The organism is Curtobacterium sp. NPDC087082, assembly GCF_044745045.1.
GTDB lineage: Bacteria > Actinomycetota > Actinomycetes > Actinomycetales > Microbacteriaceae > Curtobacterium.
The window spans coordinates 43,265-59,551 of record NZ_JBIUZN010000007.1; the positions used below are offsets into that span (position 1 = coordinate 43,265).

17 protein-coding genes are annotated in these 16,287 nt (G+C 71.5%); 9 read left to right on the top strand and 8 right to left on the bottom strand.

The genetic code is table 11. The annotated features are described in order from the left end of the window. Positions 1-25: 25 nt before the first annotated feature. Positions 26-1,804, bottom strand: coding sequence for a hypothetical protein (locus ACIPEP_RS16995; protein ID WP_402717892.1), 1,779 nt, complete (start codon positions 1,802-1,804; stop codon positions 26-28). 251 nt (positions 1,805-2,055) lie between these two features. Between ACIPEP_RS16995 and ACIPEP_RS17000 the strand changes: the two genes are divergently transcribed. Then, a complete protein-coding gene (locus ACIPEP_RS17000) occupies positions 2,056-2,289 on the top strand; it encodes a PLDc N-terminal domain-containing protein (protein ID WP_022907408.1) in 234 nt (77 codons plus the stop codon). A 43-nt stretch (positions 2,290-2,332) separates the two neighbouring features. Further along, entirely contained in the window at positions 2,333-2,749 is a 417-nt protein-coding gene (locus tag ACIPEP_RS17005; protein WP_402717893.1) for a hypothetical protein, read from the top strand. Between the two features lie 108 nt (positions 2,750-2,857). Here the strand turns inward: ACIPEP_RS17005 and ACIPEP_RS17010 are convergent, their stop codons facing one another. Continuing rightward, entirely contained in the window at positions 2,858-3,367 is a 510-nt protein-coding gene (locus tag ACIPEP_RS17010) for a GNAT family N-acetyltransferase (protein ID WP_336698586.1), read from the bottom strand. Positions 3,368-3,585: 218 nt separating this feature from the next. Here ACIPEP_RS17010 and ACIPEP_RS17015 point away from each other — a divergent pair, with 218 nt between their 5' ends. From ACIPEP_RS17015 to ACIPEP_RS17025, 3 genes are read left to right on the top strand one after another with little or no spacing between them, the layout of a single operon-like run. Further along, positions 3,586-5,034 (top strand): DUF6421 family protein, encoded by a 1,449-nt coding sequence (locus tag ACIPEP_RS17015; RefSeq protein WP_402717954.1) that lies wholly within the window; start codon positions 3,586-3,588, stop codon positions 5,032-5,034. Further along, complete coding sequence (locus tag ACIPEP_RS17020) at positions 5,031-5,714, top strand: SDR family oxidoreductase (protein WP_402717894.1); 684 nt, start codon at positions 5,031-5,033, stop codon at positions 5,712-5,714. The genes ACIPEP_RS17015 and ACIPEP_RS17020 overlap by 4 nt, the downstream gene beginning before the upstream one ends. A gap of 4 nt (positions 5,715-5,718) precedes the next feature. Beyond that, the gene (locus ACIPEP_RS17025; RefSeq protein ID WP_402717895.1) at positions 5,719-6,792 is read left to right on the top strand and encodes a threonine aldolase family protein; all 1,074 of its coding nucleotides are present in this window, start codon (positions 5,719-5,721) and stop codon (positions 6,790-6,792) included. A gap of 63 nt (positions 6,793-6,855) precedes the next feature. Here ACIPEP_RS17025 and ACIPEP_RS17030 read toward each other — a convergent pair whose 3' ends face one another. Beyond that, the gene (locus ACIPEP_RS17030; RefSeq protein WP_402717896.1) at positions 6,856-7,386 is read right to left on the bottom strand and encodes a GNAT family N-acetyltransferase; all 531 of its coding nucleotides are present in this window, start codon (positions 7,384-7,386) and stop codon (positions 6,856-6,858) included. A gap of 27 nt (positions 7,387-7,413) precedes the next feature. After that, the gene (locus ACIPEP_RS17035; RefSeq protein ID WP_402717897.1) at positions 7,414-8,400 is read right to left on the bottom strand and encodes an amidohydrolase family protein; all 987 of its coding nucleotides are present in this window, start codon (positions 8,398-8,400) and stop codon (positions 7,414-7,416) included. A gap of 72 nt (positions 8,401-8,472) precedes the next feature. Here ACIPEP_RS17035 and ACIPEP_RS17040 point away from each other — a divergent pair, with 72 nt between their 5' ends. Then, the gene (locus ACIPEP_RS17040) at positions 8,473-9,039 is read left to right on the top strand and encodes a TetR family transcriptional regulator (protein WP_402717898.1); all 567 of its coding nucleotides are present in this window, start codon (positions 8,473-8,475) and stop codon (positions 9,037-9,039) included. A gap of 12 nt (positions 9,040-9,051) precedes the next feature. On the opposite strand, the gene ACIPEP_RS17045 is transcribed toward ACIPEP_RS17040, so the two are convergent. After that, positions 9,052-9,681 (bottom strand): TetR/AcrR family transcriptional regulator, encoded by a 630-nt coding sequence (locus ACIPEP_RS17045; RefSeq protein WP_402717899.1) that lies wholly within the window; start codon positions 9,679-9,681, stop codon positions 9,052-9,054. A gap of 92 nt (positions 9,682-9,773) precedes the next feature. On the opposite strand from ACIPEP_RS17045, the gene ACIPEP_RS17050 reads away from it, so the two are divergent. Both ACIPEP_RS17050 and ACIPEP_RS17055 read left to right on the top strand, forming a co-directional pair. After that, positions 9,774-10,520 (top strand): SDR family NAD(P)-dependent oxidoreductase, encoded by a 747-nt coding sequence (locus tag ACIPEP_RS17050; protein WP_402717900.1) that lies wholly within the window; start codon positions 9,774-9,776, stop codon positions 10,518-10,520. Between the two features lie 38 nt (positions 10,521-10,558). Next, a complete protein-coding gene (locus ACIPEP_RS17055) occupies positions 10,559-11,452 on the top strand; it encodes a LysR family transcriptional regulator (protein WP_402717901.1) in 894 nt (297 codons plus the stop codon). Positions 11,453-11,461: 9 nt separating this feature from the next. Here the strand turns inward: ACIPEP_RS17055 and ACIPEP_RS17060 are convergent, their stop codons facing one another. The 3 genes from ACIPEP_RS17060 to hisD form a co-directional block, all read right to left on the bottom strand. Further along, positions 11,462-12,292, bottom strand: coding sequence for a nitrilase-related carbon-nitrogen hydrolase (locus ACIPEP_RS17060; RefSeq protein ID WP_402717902.1), 831 nt, complete (start codon positions 12,290-12,292; stop codon positions 11,462-11,464). Next, on the bottom strand, positions 12,289-13,827 hold the full coding sequence (locus tag ACIPEP_RS17065; protein ID WP_402717903.1) for an APC family permease: 1,539 nt from the start codon (positions 13,825-13,827) through the stop codon (positions 12,289-12,291). Before ACIPEP_RS17065 ends, ACIPEP_RS17060 begins: the two co-directional genes overlap by 4 nt. Positions 13,828-13,892: 65 nt before the next feature. Then, positions 13,893-15,233 (bottom strand): histidinol dehydrogenase, encoded by a 1,341-nt coding sequence (gene hisD, locus ACIPEP_RS17070; RefSeq protein ID WP_402717904.1) that lies wholly within the window; start codon positions 15,231-15,233, stop codon positions 13,893-13,895. A 381-nt stretch (positions 15,234-15,614) separates the two neighbouring features. Between hisD and ACIPEP_RS17075 the strand changes: the two genes are divergently transcribed. After that, the gene (locus tag ACIPEP_RS17075; protein WP_402717905.1) at positions 15,615-16,136 is read left to right on the top strand and encodes an RNA polymerase sigma factor; all 522 of its coding nucleotides are present in this window, start codon (positions 15,615-15,617) and stop codon (positions 16,134-16,136) included. The last annotated feature ends 151 nt before the right edge of the window (positions 16,137-16,287 follow it).

The following is a 16,287-nucleotide window of genomic DNA, read 5'->3' on the forward strand; positions in this document are numbered from 1 at the left end:
CCCTCGGCCGGGGACCCGCTCGGGATCAGTTGTAGGACGCCAGCCGGTTGGGGGCGGTGTTCCCCGCCGGCGTCGGCACCGCTCCCCCGACCCCGTTGATCACACTCGAGATCGTGCCCGTGTCACCGAGGGACACCGTGACGAGCCCGTGCGCACGGACGCCGGCGGCCTGCGGGACCTCGAACGCCCGGTCGGCGTGCACCGCGGGGTTCGTGTTGAAGAAACAGTAGACACCGCCGCCCCAGATCTCGTGGCTCGTGACGTTCGCGGCGACCTTGTAGGCGGCGTAGCCGGCACCGGTCGGGCTCTGCCACGACGCGTTGTCCGGCACGTCGTACGGCATCTCGTTCTGGAAGAAGATCGTCCGTCCGTTGTTGCCGTTCCACTGCACTTCGTACTTCTGGTAGTGCTCGACGAACAGACCGGTCGCGAGGACGTCGTTGCCGTTCACCTCGACGCCGGTCGCGCCGGTGTTGACCGTCCACCCGGTGGCGGCTCCGCCGTGGTCGGCGCGCCAGGCCCAGATGTGGTCGACCAGGGTGTCGTCCGCGTTGACCTGGAGGGTCGTCGTCGCCTTGCCCTGGATGCTCGAACCCACGCGGAAGAAGACGTCCTGGATGCTCTGCGGGTCGGCGGCGTGGTCGACGTGCGAGCCGCTCGTGCCGAGTCGGACCAGCTGGGCGCTGTTCTGCGAACCGGCGTCGACGACGAGGTTCGACACGTTCACGCCGGCGACGTCGGTCGAGGTGAGCACCGCGTTGCCCTGCGTCGGCACGAGCGTCGGGAAGCCGATCCCGGTGACGACCGTGTCGGGACGGGTGACCGCGATGGGAGCGTTCAGCTGGTAGGTGCCCGGTGTGAAGAACAGGTTGAGGCCCTGCGACAGCGCACTGTTGATCGTCGCCGCCGAGTCACCCGGGTGGGCGACGTAGAAGTTGCGCATCGGGATGTCCGTGCCGGCGGTGTTCGGCCAGGTCACGCCCGACGAGTTCTGCCGGAGCGAGGGGACGAACACGTGGTACTTGTCCGACGAGTCGACGTACAGGTACGGCTTCTCGCGGGTCGTCGGCGTGGTGGACAGGGTCGTGTAGCTCTTCGAGAAGTCGTTCGCGGGAGCGCCCTGCACGCCCGAGAACGTCATGTTCCAGTTGCCGCCCTGCCAGGACCCGATCGACGAGTTGCGGGTGTACCACTGCTGCTGCGAGCCGGAGGTCACCGTCCCGTCGACCTTCGTGTCGGCGATGTACCCGCCGGAGGAGTACCCCTGGCCGCCGTCCTGGTTCGAGGGGCCCATCGTGAGGTTCCCCTTGATGTGGACCCGCCGCATCGGGGCGGCCTGGGACACCGCCCAGCGGTCGGTTCCGCCCTCGGGGACGATCGCCACGTTCTCGACCGACCGCCAGAAGTTCTGCGTCGCGTTCTTCTCGTCACCGGCGTTCCACCCGGAGTCGACGTTCACGGCGCCGTTGATGGTCACGTCGTCGGGGTTCTTCCCCAGGCCTGCGACCGTCGTGTAGAAGCCGAGGTTGGCCCACACGCGGCCGTAGCTCCCGGGCTTGAACAGGAAGGCGGAGCGCTGCGTCCCGAACTGCGCGGTCGTGCTCCGGAGCTGTGCGTTGAACGCGGCGTCGACGTCGGCCTGGATCGTCGAGGTCGGCGTCGAGGGGCTGTAGATCTTGACGTTGCTCCCGAAGTCCGGGGTGTCGCTCGTCGTGACCGCCTGGGCGGCGACCGCGGGCAGCAGTGCCCCCACGACACCGGCGCTCAGCGCGATCGCGACGAGGTGCTTCATCCGTCGTTGCATGATGCTCGATTCGTCATCGTGCGGCGTCGTTGCCGCACGCAACAGACGGTAGACCCGACCGTGCCCGGGAGCAGTCCGACGATCGGAGGACCAGGACGTGCCCCGGACAGCCCAGCGTGCGCGTTCGTGCTCGGCCCGCCCGGCGAGCAGCGATGTCAACCGCTGGACTGACGAACCACCCGCCGCGCCCTCCTATCGTTGGACCGCCGCGCAGCGCATCCCTGCGCCGCGGCGGACGAGGGGAGAACGACGTGCTCGAGAACCTGGGCGGCGCACACGTGCTGGTCCTGCTGGTCGTGCTGGCGCTGGACGTACTGGCGCTGGTGCAGGTGTGGCGGGACCGACGTCGGAGCGACCTCGTGAAGATCGTCTGGACCGTCGTGATCGTCGCGGTGCCGGTCATCGGCGTGGTCGGGTGGGCCGTGAACTGGCTCCTCGGGCGTGCGGCCGACCGGTTGAACCGGACGAGCGGTCCGAGCGCCTGACGCGCAGCGTGGTCGAGACGACAGGACCCGGCGGTGTGTCCGGGTGCTGAGCGAGCGACATGCCGAACTGATCGCCGAACTCGAAGCGGCGGCGTCGGACGAGTGGGGTCCGCGGGCACTCCTCGCCTGCCTGCGGAAGCTCCGCGACGGCGGCCCGACCGAAGCGGAGTCCGTGGTCGTCCACGATGCCTGGGCGACCGAGGACGGCTTCCGCGTGGTCTACGACGCTCCGTCGGGCGGCCCGCGCGTCGGCATCGTCCGCGAGCGCTCGACGACGATCGACTGGCTGGACGCCTACACGACCGGCGAGGAAGCCACACCCGAGGAGTTCGGCTGGGAAGTCGCCGATTTCAACATCGGCGAGCCGCTCGGCCGGTGGCTCGACGACCTCGACGTGGACGCCGACGGCCTCGGCTGGTGGGGACACGTCCCGATGCGCCGCGCGGGGCGGCGGCGCTGACCCAGCCGGGTCCGGTCGTCGGCCCGGCAGCCGTGGACGCGACCACGGTTCGACCAGGAGGCGCTGTGCGGCGCCGACCCGCGCCTCCCGACCCACGGTCGCTGCGGTTCAGAGCCGCTTCGCGTACCACCGGTCCGAGTAGGGGTCGTCGGTGAAGGCGGGCACGCGCTCGAACCCGAGCCGCTCGTAGAGCGCACAGGCCTCGGCGAGTTCAGCACGGGTGTCCAGCCGGAGCACGCCGATCCCGCGGTGACGGCACGCCGCCTCGAGCTCGCGCACGAGCCGGGCCGCCGTGCCCCGTCCACGCGCCTCGGGCAGGGTGAAGACCTTCGTGAGTTCGGCGACACCGAGACCGACACCGGCACCGAACCGTGCTCCGGCGCACGCGATCGGTCGTCCCCGCTCGACGGCCACGAGGAACACCCCGGACGCGCCGTGCAGCCCGTCGTACGGCTCGTCGCGCAGCGCCTGGTCGACCTCGTCCTCGGTCGCCGGGCGTCCGTACCAGCGCGACGCGACCTCGGCGAGGTACGTCCGCACGATCCCATCAGCCAGAGGGTCGCCGGGGTGGACGACCTCGACGGCGACGCTCGACCCGTCGCTGATCCGTTCGTCCACGGTCCTCCCTGAAGCTCACTGCGACCGTACCGGTGGAGCGATGTCGAGCGCAGTCCAGCCCTGCAACGGAGGAACCTTGCGCGGTGCGATCAGTTCGGAGCGCGGGGCCGCCGGACGCGCACGTTTCCGCCGCAGATGGGCAACTTTGCGCCCCCCGATCTTCCCTAGGCTCGATGCACCAGCGCACCCGCAGCCAGCCCAACGACGGGAGGTACGACATGTCGCAGTTCGTCCAGGAGTTCTCGAAGGACGCCATCGTCGGAGAACCCGAGGTCGTCGAGGACCGCCTGTCCGTGCGCGAGGTCGCCGCCCACCCGGCCTGGCTCCGGCTGCAGGACGCCGTCACCGCGCTGCAGACCGTCCAGGTGCAGGACGGCTCCGTGCCCGAGCAGGGCGACCACGCTGCCGCGACCGAGCACGTCGCGACGATCGTCCCGGCCATCGCCGAGCTGGCACCGCACTTCCCGCACGACGCGGCCTTCCTCGAGGCCGTGCAGCGCGATTTCACCCGGTGGCGGGACGAGGGGTTCGGGGTCCCCGACTTCCTCGACTCCCTGAACGCGTTCCAGCCGCAGCAGCACCGCGTCGACGGGCTCGGCCACCTCGTCGTGTTCCCGATGGTGACGCAGAACGGCAGCTCCTCGCGGTTCGTCGAAGCCGTCCTGGTCGAGGTCATCTGGCCCGAGTTCATCGCCGAGCTCGAGGCCGGGGACTACGGCAACGCGCTCTTCGTCGCGCTGCGGTTCGTCGACTTCACCCCCGGGTACGACACGAACTCCGCCGTGCTCTTCCCCGAGACCGTCGCGATGCGCGAGCTGCCGACGTTCACGTGGGGCGCGATCTTCCAGGACCGCGAGGCCGCCCGCTACCGCCGGGTCGTCCGCGCAGCCGCCGAGATCACCAAGCTCGACCTCCCTGACGACGCGCGCGCGATGCTCGACGACCAGGAGCTCACCGAGCAGGTCTTCGTGATGTGGGACATCATCCACGACCGGTCGCACATGCGCGGGGACCTGCCGTTCGACCCGTTCATGATCAAGCAGCGGATGCCGTTCTTCCTCTACTCGCTCGAGGAGCTGCGCTGCGACCTCACCGCGTTCCGTGAGTCCGTGCGTCTGGAACGCACCCTCTCGGCGCTGCCGGATGCGAGCCTCCAGGACGCGCAGCGGGCCATCCGTGACCACGCGCGCCTCGTGCAGTACGCCGTCGTGTTCGACCGCATCTTCCGCTTCGCGATCACCGGCAGCCGTGTCCGCAACTACGACGGCCTCGGCGGCCAGCTGCTCTTCGCGTGGATGCACCAGCACGACGTCCTGCACTGGACGGACACGCAGCTCACCATCGACTGGGAGGCCGTCCCGGACGTCATCATCGCCCTCAGCGACGAGATCAACGAGCTGTACCGGCGCTCGATCGACCGGCCGAAGGCGGCGCACTGGCTCGCCGCGTACGAGATGCTCACCCGGACGCTCACGCCGCACCCGGCCTCGGCCTGGGCGCGCGGACTCCCCATCGAGACGCTCGCCGGACCGCCGAAGGGCTACACCGACGCGGTCATGGACGACGAGTTCCCGCTGTCGATGTTCTACGAGGCGCTCAACAAGAAGATGGCGCCGGTCATCGCGTCGACGGCCGGGATCACCGGGACGACGGAGGTCGCCGCGTGAGCGATGGGTCGCTCACCGGTCGCGTGGTGCTGGTCGCGGGCGCGACCAGCACCAGCGGCGAGGCCGTCGCTCGGTCGCTGGTCACCGCCGGTGCGACAGTGGTCGCGGTCGGCACGAGGGCGGCGGGCCTGGAGGCGCTCAGCACCGCCGTCCCGGGCGTCACCACCCACACGTGCGACCTCTCGTCGCGTGCGGACGTCGCCGCGCTGGCGTCACGGATCCACGCGGACCTCGGGCCGATCGACGGGCTCGTCCACCTGGTCGGTGGCTGGCGCGGCGGTGGCAGCATCGTCGGCCAGTCGGACGACGACTGGGACTTCTTCGACCGGGCCTTCCGGACGCTCCGGAACACGACGCGGGAGTTCTTCGCCGACCTCGTCGCCTCGCCCGCCGGACGCCTGGCCTTCGTCTCCTCCACCACCGTCGACTCGCCCACCGCCGGCGCCGCGAACTACGCCGCCGCGAAGGCCGCCTCGGACGCCTGGGTCCGCGCCGTCGCCCAGGGGTTCGGCACGGACGCGCCCGACACCGCCGCCGCGGTCGTGTTCGTCGTGCGTGCACTCGCCGGCCTCGAGGCGCGACTCGGCGACGAGGTCGTGCGGCTCTGGTCGGCCGACCCCGCAGCCGTGAACGGCACCCGCATCCCGCTCTCGGCGGGCGACGCCCCGAACCTAGGATGAACGCGTGACCCTTCGACTCCACGACCTGGACCTGCGGGGCTTCGCCTCGGACAACTACGCCGGCATCCACCCCGAGATCCTCGCGGCGATCACGGCGGCCAACGACGGCCACCAGATCGCCTACGGCGAAGACGTGTACACCGCACGGCTCAACGAGGTCATCGGGGAGCACTTCGGGTCGCAGGCGCAGGCGTTCCCGGTTTTCAACGGCACCGGCGCGAACGTCGTCGGACTGCAGTCGATGCTCCCCCGCTGGGGTGCCGTCGTGTGCACCTCGACCGCGCACATCCACACCGACGAGGCCGGTGCCCCCGAGCGCGTCGGCGGGATCAAGCTCCTGCCCGTCGAGACGCCGGACGGCAAGCTCACCCCCGAGCTCATCGACAAGGAGGCCTGGGGCTGGGGCGACGAGCACCGCGCCCAGCCGCTCGTCGTCTCGATCACCCAGACCACCGAACTCGGCACCGCCTACTCGGTGGACGAGGTCCGCGCGATCGCCGACCACATCCACCCGCTCGGCATGACGCTGCACATGGACGGCGCCCGCATCTCGAACGCGGCCGCGAGCCTCGGGCTCCCCCTGCGCGACTTCACCACCGACGCCGGCGTCGACGTGCTGAGCTTCGGCGGGACGAAAAACGGGATGCTCTACGGCGAGGCGATCGTCGTCCTGAACCCCGAGGCATCGGAGGGCCTGCACTACCTCCGCAAGCTCAACATGCAGCTCTCGTCGAAGATGCGCTTCGTCTCGGCACAGCTCATCGCCCTGCTCAGCGACGACCTCTACCTCCGGTCGGCCGGGCACGCCAACGCCATGGCGCAGCGACTCCGCGGCGCCCTCGAGGCGGGGATCGCCGACGGCAGCATCCGTGGCGTCGGATTCAGCCAGGAGACCCAGGCGAACGGGGTCTTCGCGACGCTGCCGGCCGGCGTGGCCGATCGGCTGCGCGAGCACTTCCGGTTCTACGACTGGGACGCCAGCCGGAACGAGGTGCGGTGGATGTGCTCGTTCGACACCTCGGAGCAGGACATCGACGCGTTCGTGGCGGCGCTGACGCGGGAGCTCGCCGCCGTCTGACGACCGCACAGCGGACGGGAGGCGCGGGGCGGGGCCGCACCGCGCCTCCCGTCCGTCAGCCGGTCACGTGACGGTCCGCACCAACTCGACCAGGCGCAGCGACGGGGCGTCCCGCCCCTGCCCCAGCAGTCGGAAGTCGCGGGAGCGACCGCTCGCGCGGAACCCGTGACGTTCGTAGAAGCGCCCAGCCGGCACCGCCTGGTCGTACACCTCGAGGCGGAGCCGCTCGCCGTGCCCCGCTGCCCACCCGACCACGTGGTCGAGCAGCGCATCCGCGACGCCGTTCGTCCGGCCGCGGGACGACGGCGTGACGTACACGCCCGTGAGCACGGGATCGTTGCCGTACGCGTCACCGACCTGGCCGCTCATCATCCCGGTCCAACGGCCCGTCCCGTCGACCGCCACCACGCTCGTCGTCTCGGTCCCCTCGCCACGTCTCGCGCGGAGCCGCCAGTCGTCCTCGGTCATCGCGAGCGTGTACTCGAGCGTTGCGCCGTAGGAGATCGGGTCGTCCGTGGCGTTCTCGATGCGGAGGGCGCGCACCTGCTCCCAGTCGCGCTCGGTCGTGGTTCGGATCGTGAAGTCCCCCGGCATGTCCGCAGCGTACCGGCGGCGGGGTGCTCAGCCCGTGAGACCGAACAGCCGGCGGGCGTTCCCCGACGCGAAGGCATCGCGGGCCTGCTGATCGGGCAGTGCCGTGAGGAAGGCGGCGATCTCCTCGCGGGTGGGCTGCTGGAACGGGTGGTCGGTCGAGAACAGGAGCCGGTCCGGCGTCGTGATGCTCAGGGCGTGCCGCAGCATCGCCGGGTCGAGCATGCCGGAGGCCGTGATCCAGACGTTCTCGCGCAGGTACTCCGTGATCGACCGTTCGAGGCCGGCCGCACGTGCGAGTCCGTCGGCGCGGTCGTGCCAGAACAGCAGGAGCTCGCCCCAGTGCCCGAGCACGAGCTGCAGCGACGGGTGGCGATCCAGCACGCCTCGTGCCATGAGCCGGAGCGCCGCCGTTCCCGCTTCGAGGTGCCAACCCCACGAGAAGGTCGCCAGCGCGAGGTCGGGCAGGCCGCCGAGCCCGGTGTAGGAGGCGTCCCGGACGGCCCGCGGGGGGATCTGCGGGTGGATGAACACCGGCTGCCGGAGCTGCTCCGCGACGGTCCAGAGCTCCTCGAAGCGCGGGTCGTCGATCAGGACGTCCCCGGTCCGGCCGTGCAGCATGACGCCGACGAGGCCGAGTGCCGCGGCGCGCTCCAGTTCGACGGCGGCGGCGTGCGGGTCGGCGAGCGGCAGGGTCGCGAAGGCCCGGAAGCGATCCGGGTGTGCGGCGACCGCGGCAGCGACCTCGTCGTTCGCGTCGCGGCTCAGCGCGACCGCCTCGGCGGCGTCGAGCCCCTGCGTGCCCGGAGGGGCGAGGGACAGGACCTGCATGTCGACGCCCTGTGCGTCCATCGCGGCGAGGCGCTCGCTCCCGACGTCGCCGAGGCGCCGCGCGGCATCGCCGTGGTCGTTGAGGACGAGGCTGTCGTCGCGCCGGTCAGCCGGCAACGCGCGCTGCGCACGGTCGATCCCCTCGTGTACCCAGTGCTCCTCGATCCCGATCAGCAGATCCGCCACGACGTCACCCTTTCGCTCATCAACTGTTGAGTGAACCGTAGCACCTCCGCTCACCGTCTGTAGAGTGAACTCGTGCCCGAGTCACTCCCCCGCAAGGACCGCCGAGCCGCCACCGCTGCCCGGATCCTCGAGGCCGCGCAGACCGAGTTCGGTGTGCACGGCACCCGTGCGACGATCCGCGGCATCGCGCAGCGCGCCGGAGTCGACCCCTCGCTCGTGCTGCAGCACTACGGGTCGAAGGACAACCTGTTCACGCTCGCCGTCCAGCCCGTCGCCTCCGTGAGCGCGGACGACGTCGACGACCACCTGCGGACGGTCCTCGACGCGCGGCTCCTCGAACTCCCCGCGGCCACCCGCGCGCTGATCCGCTCGATGTTCACGTCCGAGCAGGCAGCGCAGCTCATGCGCAGCTACCTGCAGGAACGGGTGGAGGCACTCGCGCACGCCAGCGGTACCGAGGACGCCGAACTCCGGGCGACCATCGTCGTGTCGAGCATCCTCGGGCTGACGATCGCCCGGCACTTCATCGGGCTACCGGGCCTCGACCCTGGAGCGGGCGGCTCCCGCACGCCCGATCAGGTCGCGGACGTCGTCGAACCCTGGCTCGCGGCACTGCTCGGCGGCACCGAGGACGACTGAGCAACCGAGCAGTCAGCTCCAGGCGCGGCCCTCCGCACTGAGGTGCTGTTCACCGAGCGGCGTGATCGGGACCACGGCGAGACTGGTGAGACCGACGCGCAGGAGCTCCGCACGCGACACTCCCACCCGCCCGATGGCACCCATCCCCTCGATGACCGCGCAGAAGTAGGTGGCGAGCGCCTCGGCGTCCGCATCCGCCTCGATCTCACCGGCCACCTGGGCGTCGACGATGCAGGCCGCGTAGTCGGCACGGATCGCGTCGAAGGCCTTCGTGACGGTCGCGGCGACCTCCGGATCGCGAGCGGCGAGCTCCACCGACGCGCGCACGAGCAGCGACGGTGCTGCCTGCGCGGCGCCGTGTTCGACCGCCGCCGAGACGAGTTGCGTGCGGATGCGGGCGATGGGGTGCTCGGCGCTCTGCAGCACGGTCTTCACCGCGTCGACAGCACCGTCGGTGTCACTGAGGAAGGCCCGCATGAAGAGTTCCTTCTTGCCGCCGAACGCGTTGTAGAGGCTCTGCCGCCCGAGCCCCGTGGCCTCGAGCAGGTCGTCGAGCGACGTGCCCTCGAACCCGGTCTCGGCGAACGTGCGCCGCGCACGCTCGATCACGTCCGCCTCGTCGAACTTGCGTGGTCGTGGCACCGGGGCTCCTCCGGGTCTCGTTGTTGACTGATCCGTCCATTATGACGTACCGTTCTGGATCAATCAGTCAACAACTCGCATCGGAGCATGCAATGACCGGAACACTGCAGGACAAGACCGCACTCGTCTCGGGCGGGACGTCGGGGATCGGACTCGCGGTCGTGCGCCGTTTCGTCGCCGAGGGCGCCCACGTCGTCGTCACGGGGAGGCGCCAGGAAGCACTCGACGCGATCCAGGCGGAACTCGGCGACGCCGTCACCACGGTCCGCGCCGACGCCACGCGTCCGGACGGCATCGCGACGGTCTTCCGCGCGGTCGCCGAGCGGGGGACCGGGCTCGACGTCGTGCACGCGAACGCCGGAGTCGGCGAGTTCGGGGCCCTCGAGTCCGTGACGGCCGACGACTTCGAGACGACCTTCGGCACGAACGTCCGGGGAACGCTCCTCACCGTGCAGGGCGCGCTGCCGTTCCTGCACGACGGGTCGACGATCGTCGTCACGGGATCGACGTCGGCCGCGGGCACCGAACCGATGCTCGGGCTGTACGGGGCCTCGAAGGCGGCGGTCGCGGCGCTGACCCGCACGTGGGCCAGGGAACTCGCTCCCCGCGGCGTCCGGATCAACACCGTCGTCCCCGGTCCGACCGAGACACCGGGGTTCGTGGGGCTCGCCCCCGGCGACTCGGACGCGTGGCTGGACCAGGTCGCCAGCGGGCTCCCCTTCGGACGGCTCCTGCGCCCTGAGGAGGTCGCCGCCACCGTCCTCTTCCTCGCGTCCGACCAGAGCTCCGGCATGACGGGCAGCGAACTGCTCGTCGACGGCGGCAGCACGATCGTCTGACCACCGCCGCCCGCCGACGACACCAGTAGGCTGCCGCCGTGACCCTGGTGCAGCTGCGCGTCTTCGTCGCCGTCGCCCACCTCGGCTCGTTCACGGCGGCCGCGGCGGCTCTGCTCCGCTCGCAGTCGTCGATCTCCGAGTTCGTCCGCCGGCTCGAGGGCGCGTACGACACCGCACTGTTCGTCCGGGGCCGGCGGCGACTGACCCTGACGGACGCCGGCGCGGTGCTGCTGCCGATGGCGGAGCGGATCATCGCCGAGGCCGACTCGGCGGACCGGGCGCTCCGCGCGGTGACGTCACTGGTCGGCGGGACGGCGTCGTTCGGACTGCTCCGCAACGCGAAGTACTACGCGCTCGACGAGCTCCTCACCCGGTTCCACGCCGCGCACCCCGCCGTGCGGCTCCGGGTCATCGGGCTGAACTCGGTCGAGGTCGCGAACGAAGTGGCCTCGGGCGGTCTCGAAGCAGGGCTCGTCGTCCTGCCGATCGACACCGACGGGCTCCGGGTGACGCCGCTCCGCCGTGACGAGGTCGTCTTCGTCAGCCGGGACCCGTCGGTCGCCGAGCAGCCGATGACGATCGAGGCCATGGCCGCTCGTCGCCTCGTCCTGTACGACGCGCACTACGGCTGGCGCGACCCCACCCGACGGCAGTTCGCCGAACGTGCCCGCCTCGCCGGGGTGTCCCTCGAGCCGCACGTCGAGGTCGAGCAGGTCGAGACCGCGCTCGCCCTCGTCGCGTCGGGAGTGGGCGACACGTTCATCGCCCGGGCGGTCGCCGAGGTGTCCGCCGCGGGCCTCGGGCTGCACTGGACGCCGTTCGCCGAGCCGGTCCACGACACCGTCGCGCTCGTCGAACGGGACGGGTCGATCCTGTCGGCGGCCACCGCGGAGCTCGCCCGTCTGGCCCGCGAGCTCCTCACCGAGGGGTGACCGGCGTCGTCACCGGCCCGTGAGCGGTCCGTAGAGGTCCGGTCGTCGGTCACCGAACAGGTCCGCGCGCGGTGTGAGGGTCTTGTCCCGGGTGGCGACGAGGTCGAGGTCGACGACCACCGTGCCGGGGCCCGGTCCCGTCGCGGCGCGCACCCATCCGTCGGCATCGACGATCGAGGTCCCCTCGTTCCAGTCGACCCCGCGCTCGGTGCCGCACCGGTCGGCGCACACGATCGCCATCCGGTTCACCCGCGCGGCGGCCATGGCGATCTGCACCTCGGGGGCACGCTCCCCCGCGGGGCGCTCGACGTACGGCCAGTTCGTCGGCACCGCGAGCACGTCCGCACCGTCGAGCGCCGCGAGCCTGGTCCACTCCGGGAACTCCATGTCGAAGCAGATGGCCACGCCGATGCGCCCGTGCCGGGTGTCGACGACGAGCGGCGGCCGGGACCCCGGCGTGAAGCACTCCTTCTCGCCGTCCCACAGGTGGACCTTCCGGTAGACGCCGATCACCCCGGACGGGTCGACGACCGCGGCGGAGTTGTACACGACACCGTCGTCGCCGAGTTCGGCGAAGCCGCCCACGACGACGCCACCGGCGCCGCCGGAGAGCCGGGAGGCGGTGGTCGCCCAGTCCGTCACGGTCGCGTCCGTCGCGGCGACGGCTGCAGAGCGGGCCTCCGCGGCATCGCGGAACACGTAGCCGCTCGTCGCGAGTTCCGGCAGGACCACGACGTCCACGTCGTCCGGGACGGCGGCGAGCGCCGCCCCGACCGTCGCGGCGTTCGCCGCGAGGTCACCGACGACGGGCGCGAGCTGGACCGCGGCGACGCGGGTCACGCGACCACGTCCTCGTCGTCACGGGACGCGGGTCGCTGCGGCGGTGCGGTGCCGTCGTCGACTGCGGGAGGTGCCTCCCGGCCGTCCCCGGTCGACGCTGCCAGGGCGACCCGCACCCGTTCGACCAGCCCCGTCCGGAACGTGATCGCGAGCCCGACGAGGAGCCACGCCGCGACGATGTACGGGAACAAGCTGTACGGCGCCTCGAGCCCGACGGCGTTCTTGTAGATCGTGTAGAGCACCAGGGCGAGCGCCAGGACCGGCACGACGATCTGCCACCTCGGGGTGTCGGTCCGGCGCGAGAAGAAGAGGAACCGGACGGCCCCGACGGTGGCGAGGACGTAGGCGACGAGCAGTGCGATGGTCCCGACGGTGAGCGCCCAGTACGTCGCGTCGAGCACCGCTGCGCCCGAGAGCCGTTCCCCGACCACGACGAGCAGGACGACGACCGCGACGACGCTCAGGGCGTTGATCGGCGATCCCTGCGGCGACAGCTTCGCGACCGGCCGGGCGATGCCGGTGTCGCGGGACAGGGCGAAGAGGACCCGCGACGCTCCGGACAGGGTGCCGAGGAAGATGGCGAACAGGCTGACGACGGCGGCGAGGGTGAGCAGGTCCGCGAGCCAGCTGCCGACGTACGTGCGGGCCAGGTCGCCGTAGGGGGCCGCCGAGCCGGCGAACTGCTTCACCCCGACTGCCGAGGTGCCGTAGCCGAGCGACTGCGCGACGATCGACAGCAGGTAGAACGCTCCGACGACGACGATCGCGATCTTCAGGGCCTTCGGGATGTCCCGCTTCGGGTTGCTCGTCTCCTCGCCCAGGGTCGCCGCGCCCTCGAAGCCGGCGAACGCGAGGAACCCGAACACCGCGGCGCCCGCGATCAGACCGACGTCGGTGCCGCTCGGCAGGGCGAGGAAGTCCCAGCTGAGGTGCCGACCGGCGGGCGCCGCGCCGACCCCGAGCCGGACGAGCACGACGACGTTGAGGACGGTGACGAGCACGGCACCGATCAGCTCGGCGTAGAGCAACGACCGCGTGATGACGTGGACCGGGCGGCGTCCGAGCAGCACGACGACGGCGAGCGCCACGATCGTCACCCAGATCCAGTCCGGCGCGACGTCCAGCCCGACGTCGTTCAACAGCTGCGTGACGAACAGGCTGATCTCGATGCCGGACCCGGCACCGATCGTCACGTAGCCGAAGAACAGTGCCCAGCCGGCGACGAACCCTGCTCGCGCGCCGAGCGTGATGCCCACCGTGGCGTAGACGGAGCCCGTGTGCGCGATGTGCCGCGACAGCTTCACGAACCCGTACGCGACGAGGGACACCGCGACGAGCGCGAACACGAAGGCCCAGGTGGCGCCGCGGCCGAGGATGCCCGCGGCACCCGCCCCGAGGAGCGCCATGACCCCGACGGGTCCGATGAGGCCGACGGAGAACGCCGCGGCGTCGGCGACCTTGAGCTCTCGTTTCAGGCCGGGGCCGGCGGCGCCGGGGCTCGAGGGGACTGGGCTGGAGTGGTGCTCGGTGGTCATCGCTGGCTCCGATGCGGTCGGTGTTCGGGTCGGGTGGGGTGGGAGGTACGGGGGTGGTGCAGGGGTCAGTCGTTGCTCGCTACGACGGGTGCGTACGTGTCGAGACGCATGGTGGCGGTGGCGCGGTGCGCGCTCATGCCCTCGCTCGCCGAGATGACGTCGACGGCGTGCGCCACCGACGGGGTGGCCTCGCGGGCGATGCGCTGGTAGGTGAGCGGCTTGAGGTAGCGCGACACCGAGAGTCCGGCGCTGTGCTTCGCTCCCCCGGCGGTCGGCAGGGTGTGGTTCGTGCCGGCCATGCCCTTGTCCGAGTAGGCGACGGTGCTCCAGTGCCCGAGGAACAGCGAGCCGTAGTTGGTGAGGTGGTCGTGGTACCACTCGTCGTCGGTGGTCTGGACCTCGAGGTGTTCCGGAGCCAGCTCGTCCATCACGAGCACGGCGTCCTCGCGCGTCGGGACGAGCACGACCGAACCGTGGTCGCGCCAGGCGGGCCCGCAGATCGCGTTCGTGGACAGCGTGGGGAGCTGCCGCTCGACGGCGGCCACGACCTCGTGCGCGAGCCGCTCGGACGTCGTGACGAGGGCCGCCGGGGAGTTCGGCCCGTGTTCGGCCTGCCCGAGCAGGTCCGCGGCGACGATCTCCGCGTCCGCCGAGTCGTCCGCGATGACCGCCACCTCGCTGGGACCGGCGAGCAGGTCGATCGCGACCGTCCCGAAGAGCTGGCGCTTCGCCTCGGCCACGTACGCGTTGCCGGCGCCGACGAGCATGTCGGCCGGGTCGAGGTCCGTGTCGAGCAGACCGAACGCCATCGCCGCGAGCGCTTGTACCCCACCGAGGACGAACAGCCGGTCGACTCCGGACAGGTGCGCCGCGTACGTGACCGCGTCGTTCGCGCCGCCGTCCGGCTGCGGCGGCGTGCACGCGACGACGGACGGGACACCAGCGACCTTGGCCACCCCGACAGTCATGAACGCGCTCGCGGTCAGCGGGAAGCGCCCGGCTGGCAGGTACGCGCCGACGCTGCCGACAGGCACGTAGCGCTGGCCGACGACGAGGCCGTCGGCGAGCTCCGCCTCGAAGTCCGTGAGGTGCTCCCGCTGCATCGCCGCGAACTGCTTGGTCCGCGCCGAGCCGAGCTCGATCGCCTCACGCAGGTCCGGCGCGAGGCGATCACCGCTCGCCGCGATCTCGGCAGCGGACAGCTCGAGGGGTGCGTCCTGCCGGTCGAGTTCCCGGGCGTACCGGGCGATCGCGTCCATGCCACCGCGTTCGATCTCCGAGAGCATGCGGCTCACCGTCTCGATGACCGCGGGGTCGCGCTGCGCGGGCGGGGTGTCGAGGCCGGGTGCCTTGACGAAGCGGAAGCGGTCGGCGTTGCGGGTGGCGAAGCGGGAGGAGAGCTGCATGGGTCCACCCTGGCCACGGGTGGGGCGGGGAGGTAGCCCGAATGGCAGCCGAGGTCCATCGGGAAACACGATGGGACCCACGACGCGGTCGTGCCTCGTGCTGTCGGTCCCTGCTGATCCGCGTCCGACGGTCACGAGACCGACCTCCTCCCCCTCGCGGATCGGCTGGCACCCGACGACGCGAAGATCGCACTCCACGTCACCCTCCCGGTGCACCGAGGGATCACCGCCCTCGACGAGGACACCATCCGGCGCTGGTCGGGCGGCCCGGCATCGGGCCCGCTTCCCCGCGATCTGGGGTAAGCACCCCGACCCTCTCGGCGTGACCCGATTCCGAATCCCCTGGACGCATCTACCCGAGGATCGGAGCCCACCGTGCTCATGCGCGCCCCCACCGCAGCACCACCGCAGCCCGCGGACTTCGCATCGATCGTGCGACGGCACACGCCGCTCGTGCACGCCACCGCCATGCGCGTCCTGCACTCCCACGCGGACGCCGACGACGTCGTGCAGGAGACGTTCCTCGCGGCGTGGACGCACCTGGGGACGATCGTCGATGCAGCGGCGGTCGGCGGCTGGCTCGTGACCACTGCTCGGCGGCGGAGCTACGACCGGTTCAGCGGGGCCGCGGCGCGGGTCACCGGACGGCTCGACGAGTCGACGCCCGCAGCGGACGACCACGCCCCGACCGGTGTCACCGAGCGTGCGTCCCTCGCGCAGGCTGCGTCGGCGGTGCTCATGACCTTGCCCGCGACGCAGCGCCGGTGCTGGGAGCTGCGGCACGTCGAGCAGCTGTCCTACCGGGAGGTCGCCGATGCGCTCGGCCTGCCGGTCTCGACCGTGCGCGGGATGCTCGTCCGGGCGCGGGCGACGCTCTCGCGTGAGCTGGCGGCGTGGCGGTGACCTGACGGTGGACGGGAGGGGGGGGGGGCCCCGGGGCCCCCCCCCCCCCCCCCCCCCGGGGGCCCCCCCCCCCCCCCCCCCCCCCCCCCCCCAAAAGTGGTGGGGGGGCGCCCCGAACAAGACCACAAACCACCCACCAAAACGGGGAGGT

What these genes read in the sequence shown, in the direction of transcription:
- ACIPEP_RS16995 (WP_402717892.1), bottom strand. Translation starts at nt 1,804, where the DNA reads ATGCAACGACGGATGAAGCACCTCGTCGCGATCGCGCTGAGCGCCGGT.
- ACIPEP_RS17015 (WP_402717954.1), top strand. Translation starts at nt 3,586, where the DNA reads ATGTCGCAGTTCGTCCAGGAGTTCTCGAAGGACGCCATCGTCGGAGAA.
- ACIPEP_RS17030 (WP_402717896.1), bottom strand. Translation starts at nt 7,386, where the DNA reads ATGCCGGGGGACTTCACGATCCGAACCACGACCGAGCGCGACTGGGAG.
- ACIPEP_RS17050 (WP_402717900.1), top strand. Translation starts at nt 9,774, where the DNA reads ATGACCGGAACACTGCAGGACAAGACCGCACTCGTCTCGGGCGGGACG.
- ACIPEP_RS17065 (WP_402717903.1), bottom strand. Translation starts at nt 13,827, where the DNA reads ATGACCACCGAGCACCACTCCAGCCCAGTCCCCTCGAGCCCCGGCGCC.
- hisD (WP_402717904.1), bottom strand. Translation starts at nt 15,233, where the DNA reads ATGCAGCTCTCCTCCCGCTTCGCCACCCGCAACGCCGACCGCTTCCGC.
- ACIPEP_RS17075 (WP_402717905.1), top strand. Translation starts at nt 15,615, where the DNA reads ATGCGCGCCCCCACCGCAGCACCACCGCAGCCCGCGGACTTCGCATCG.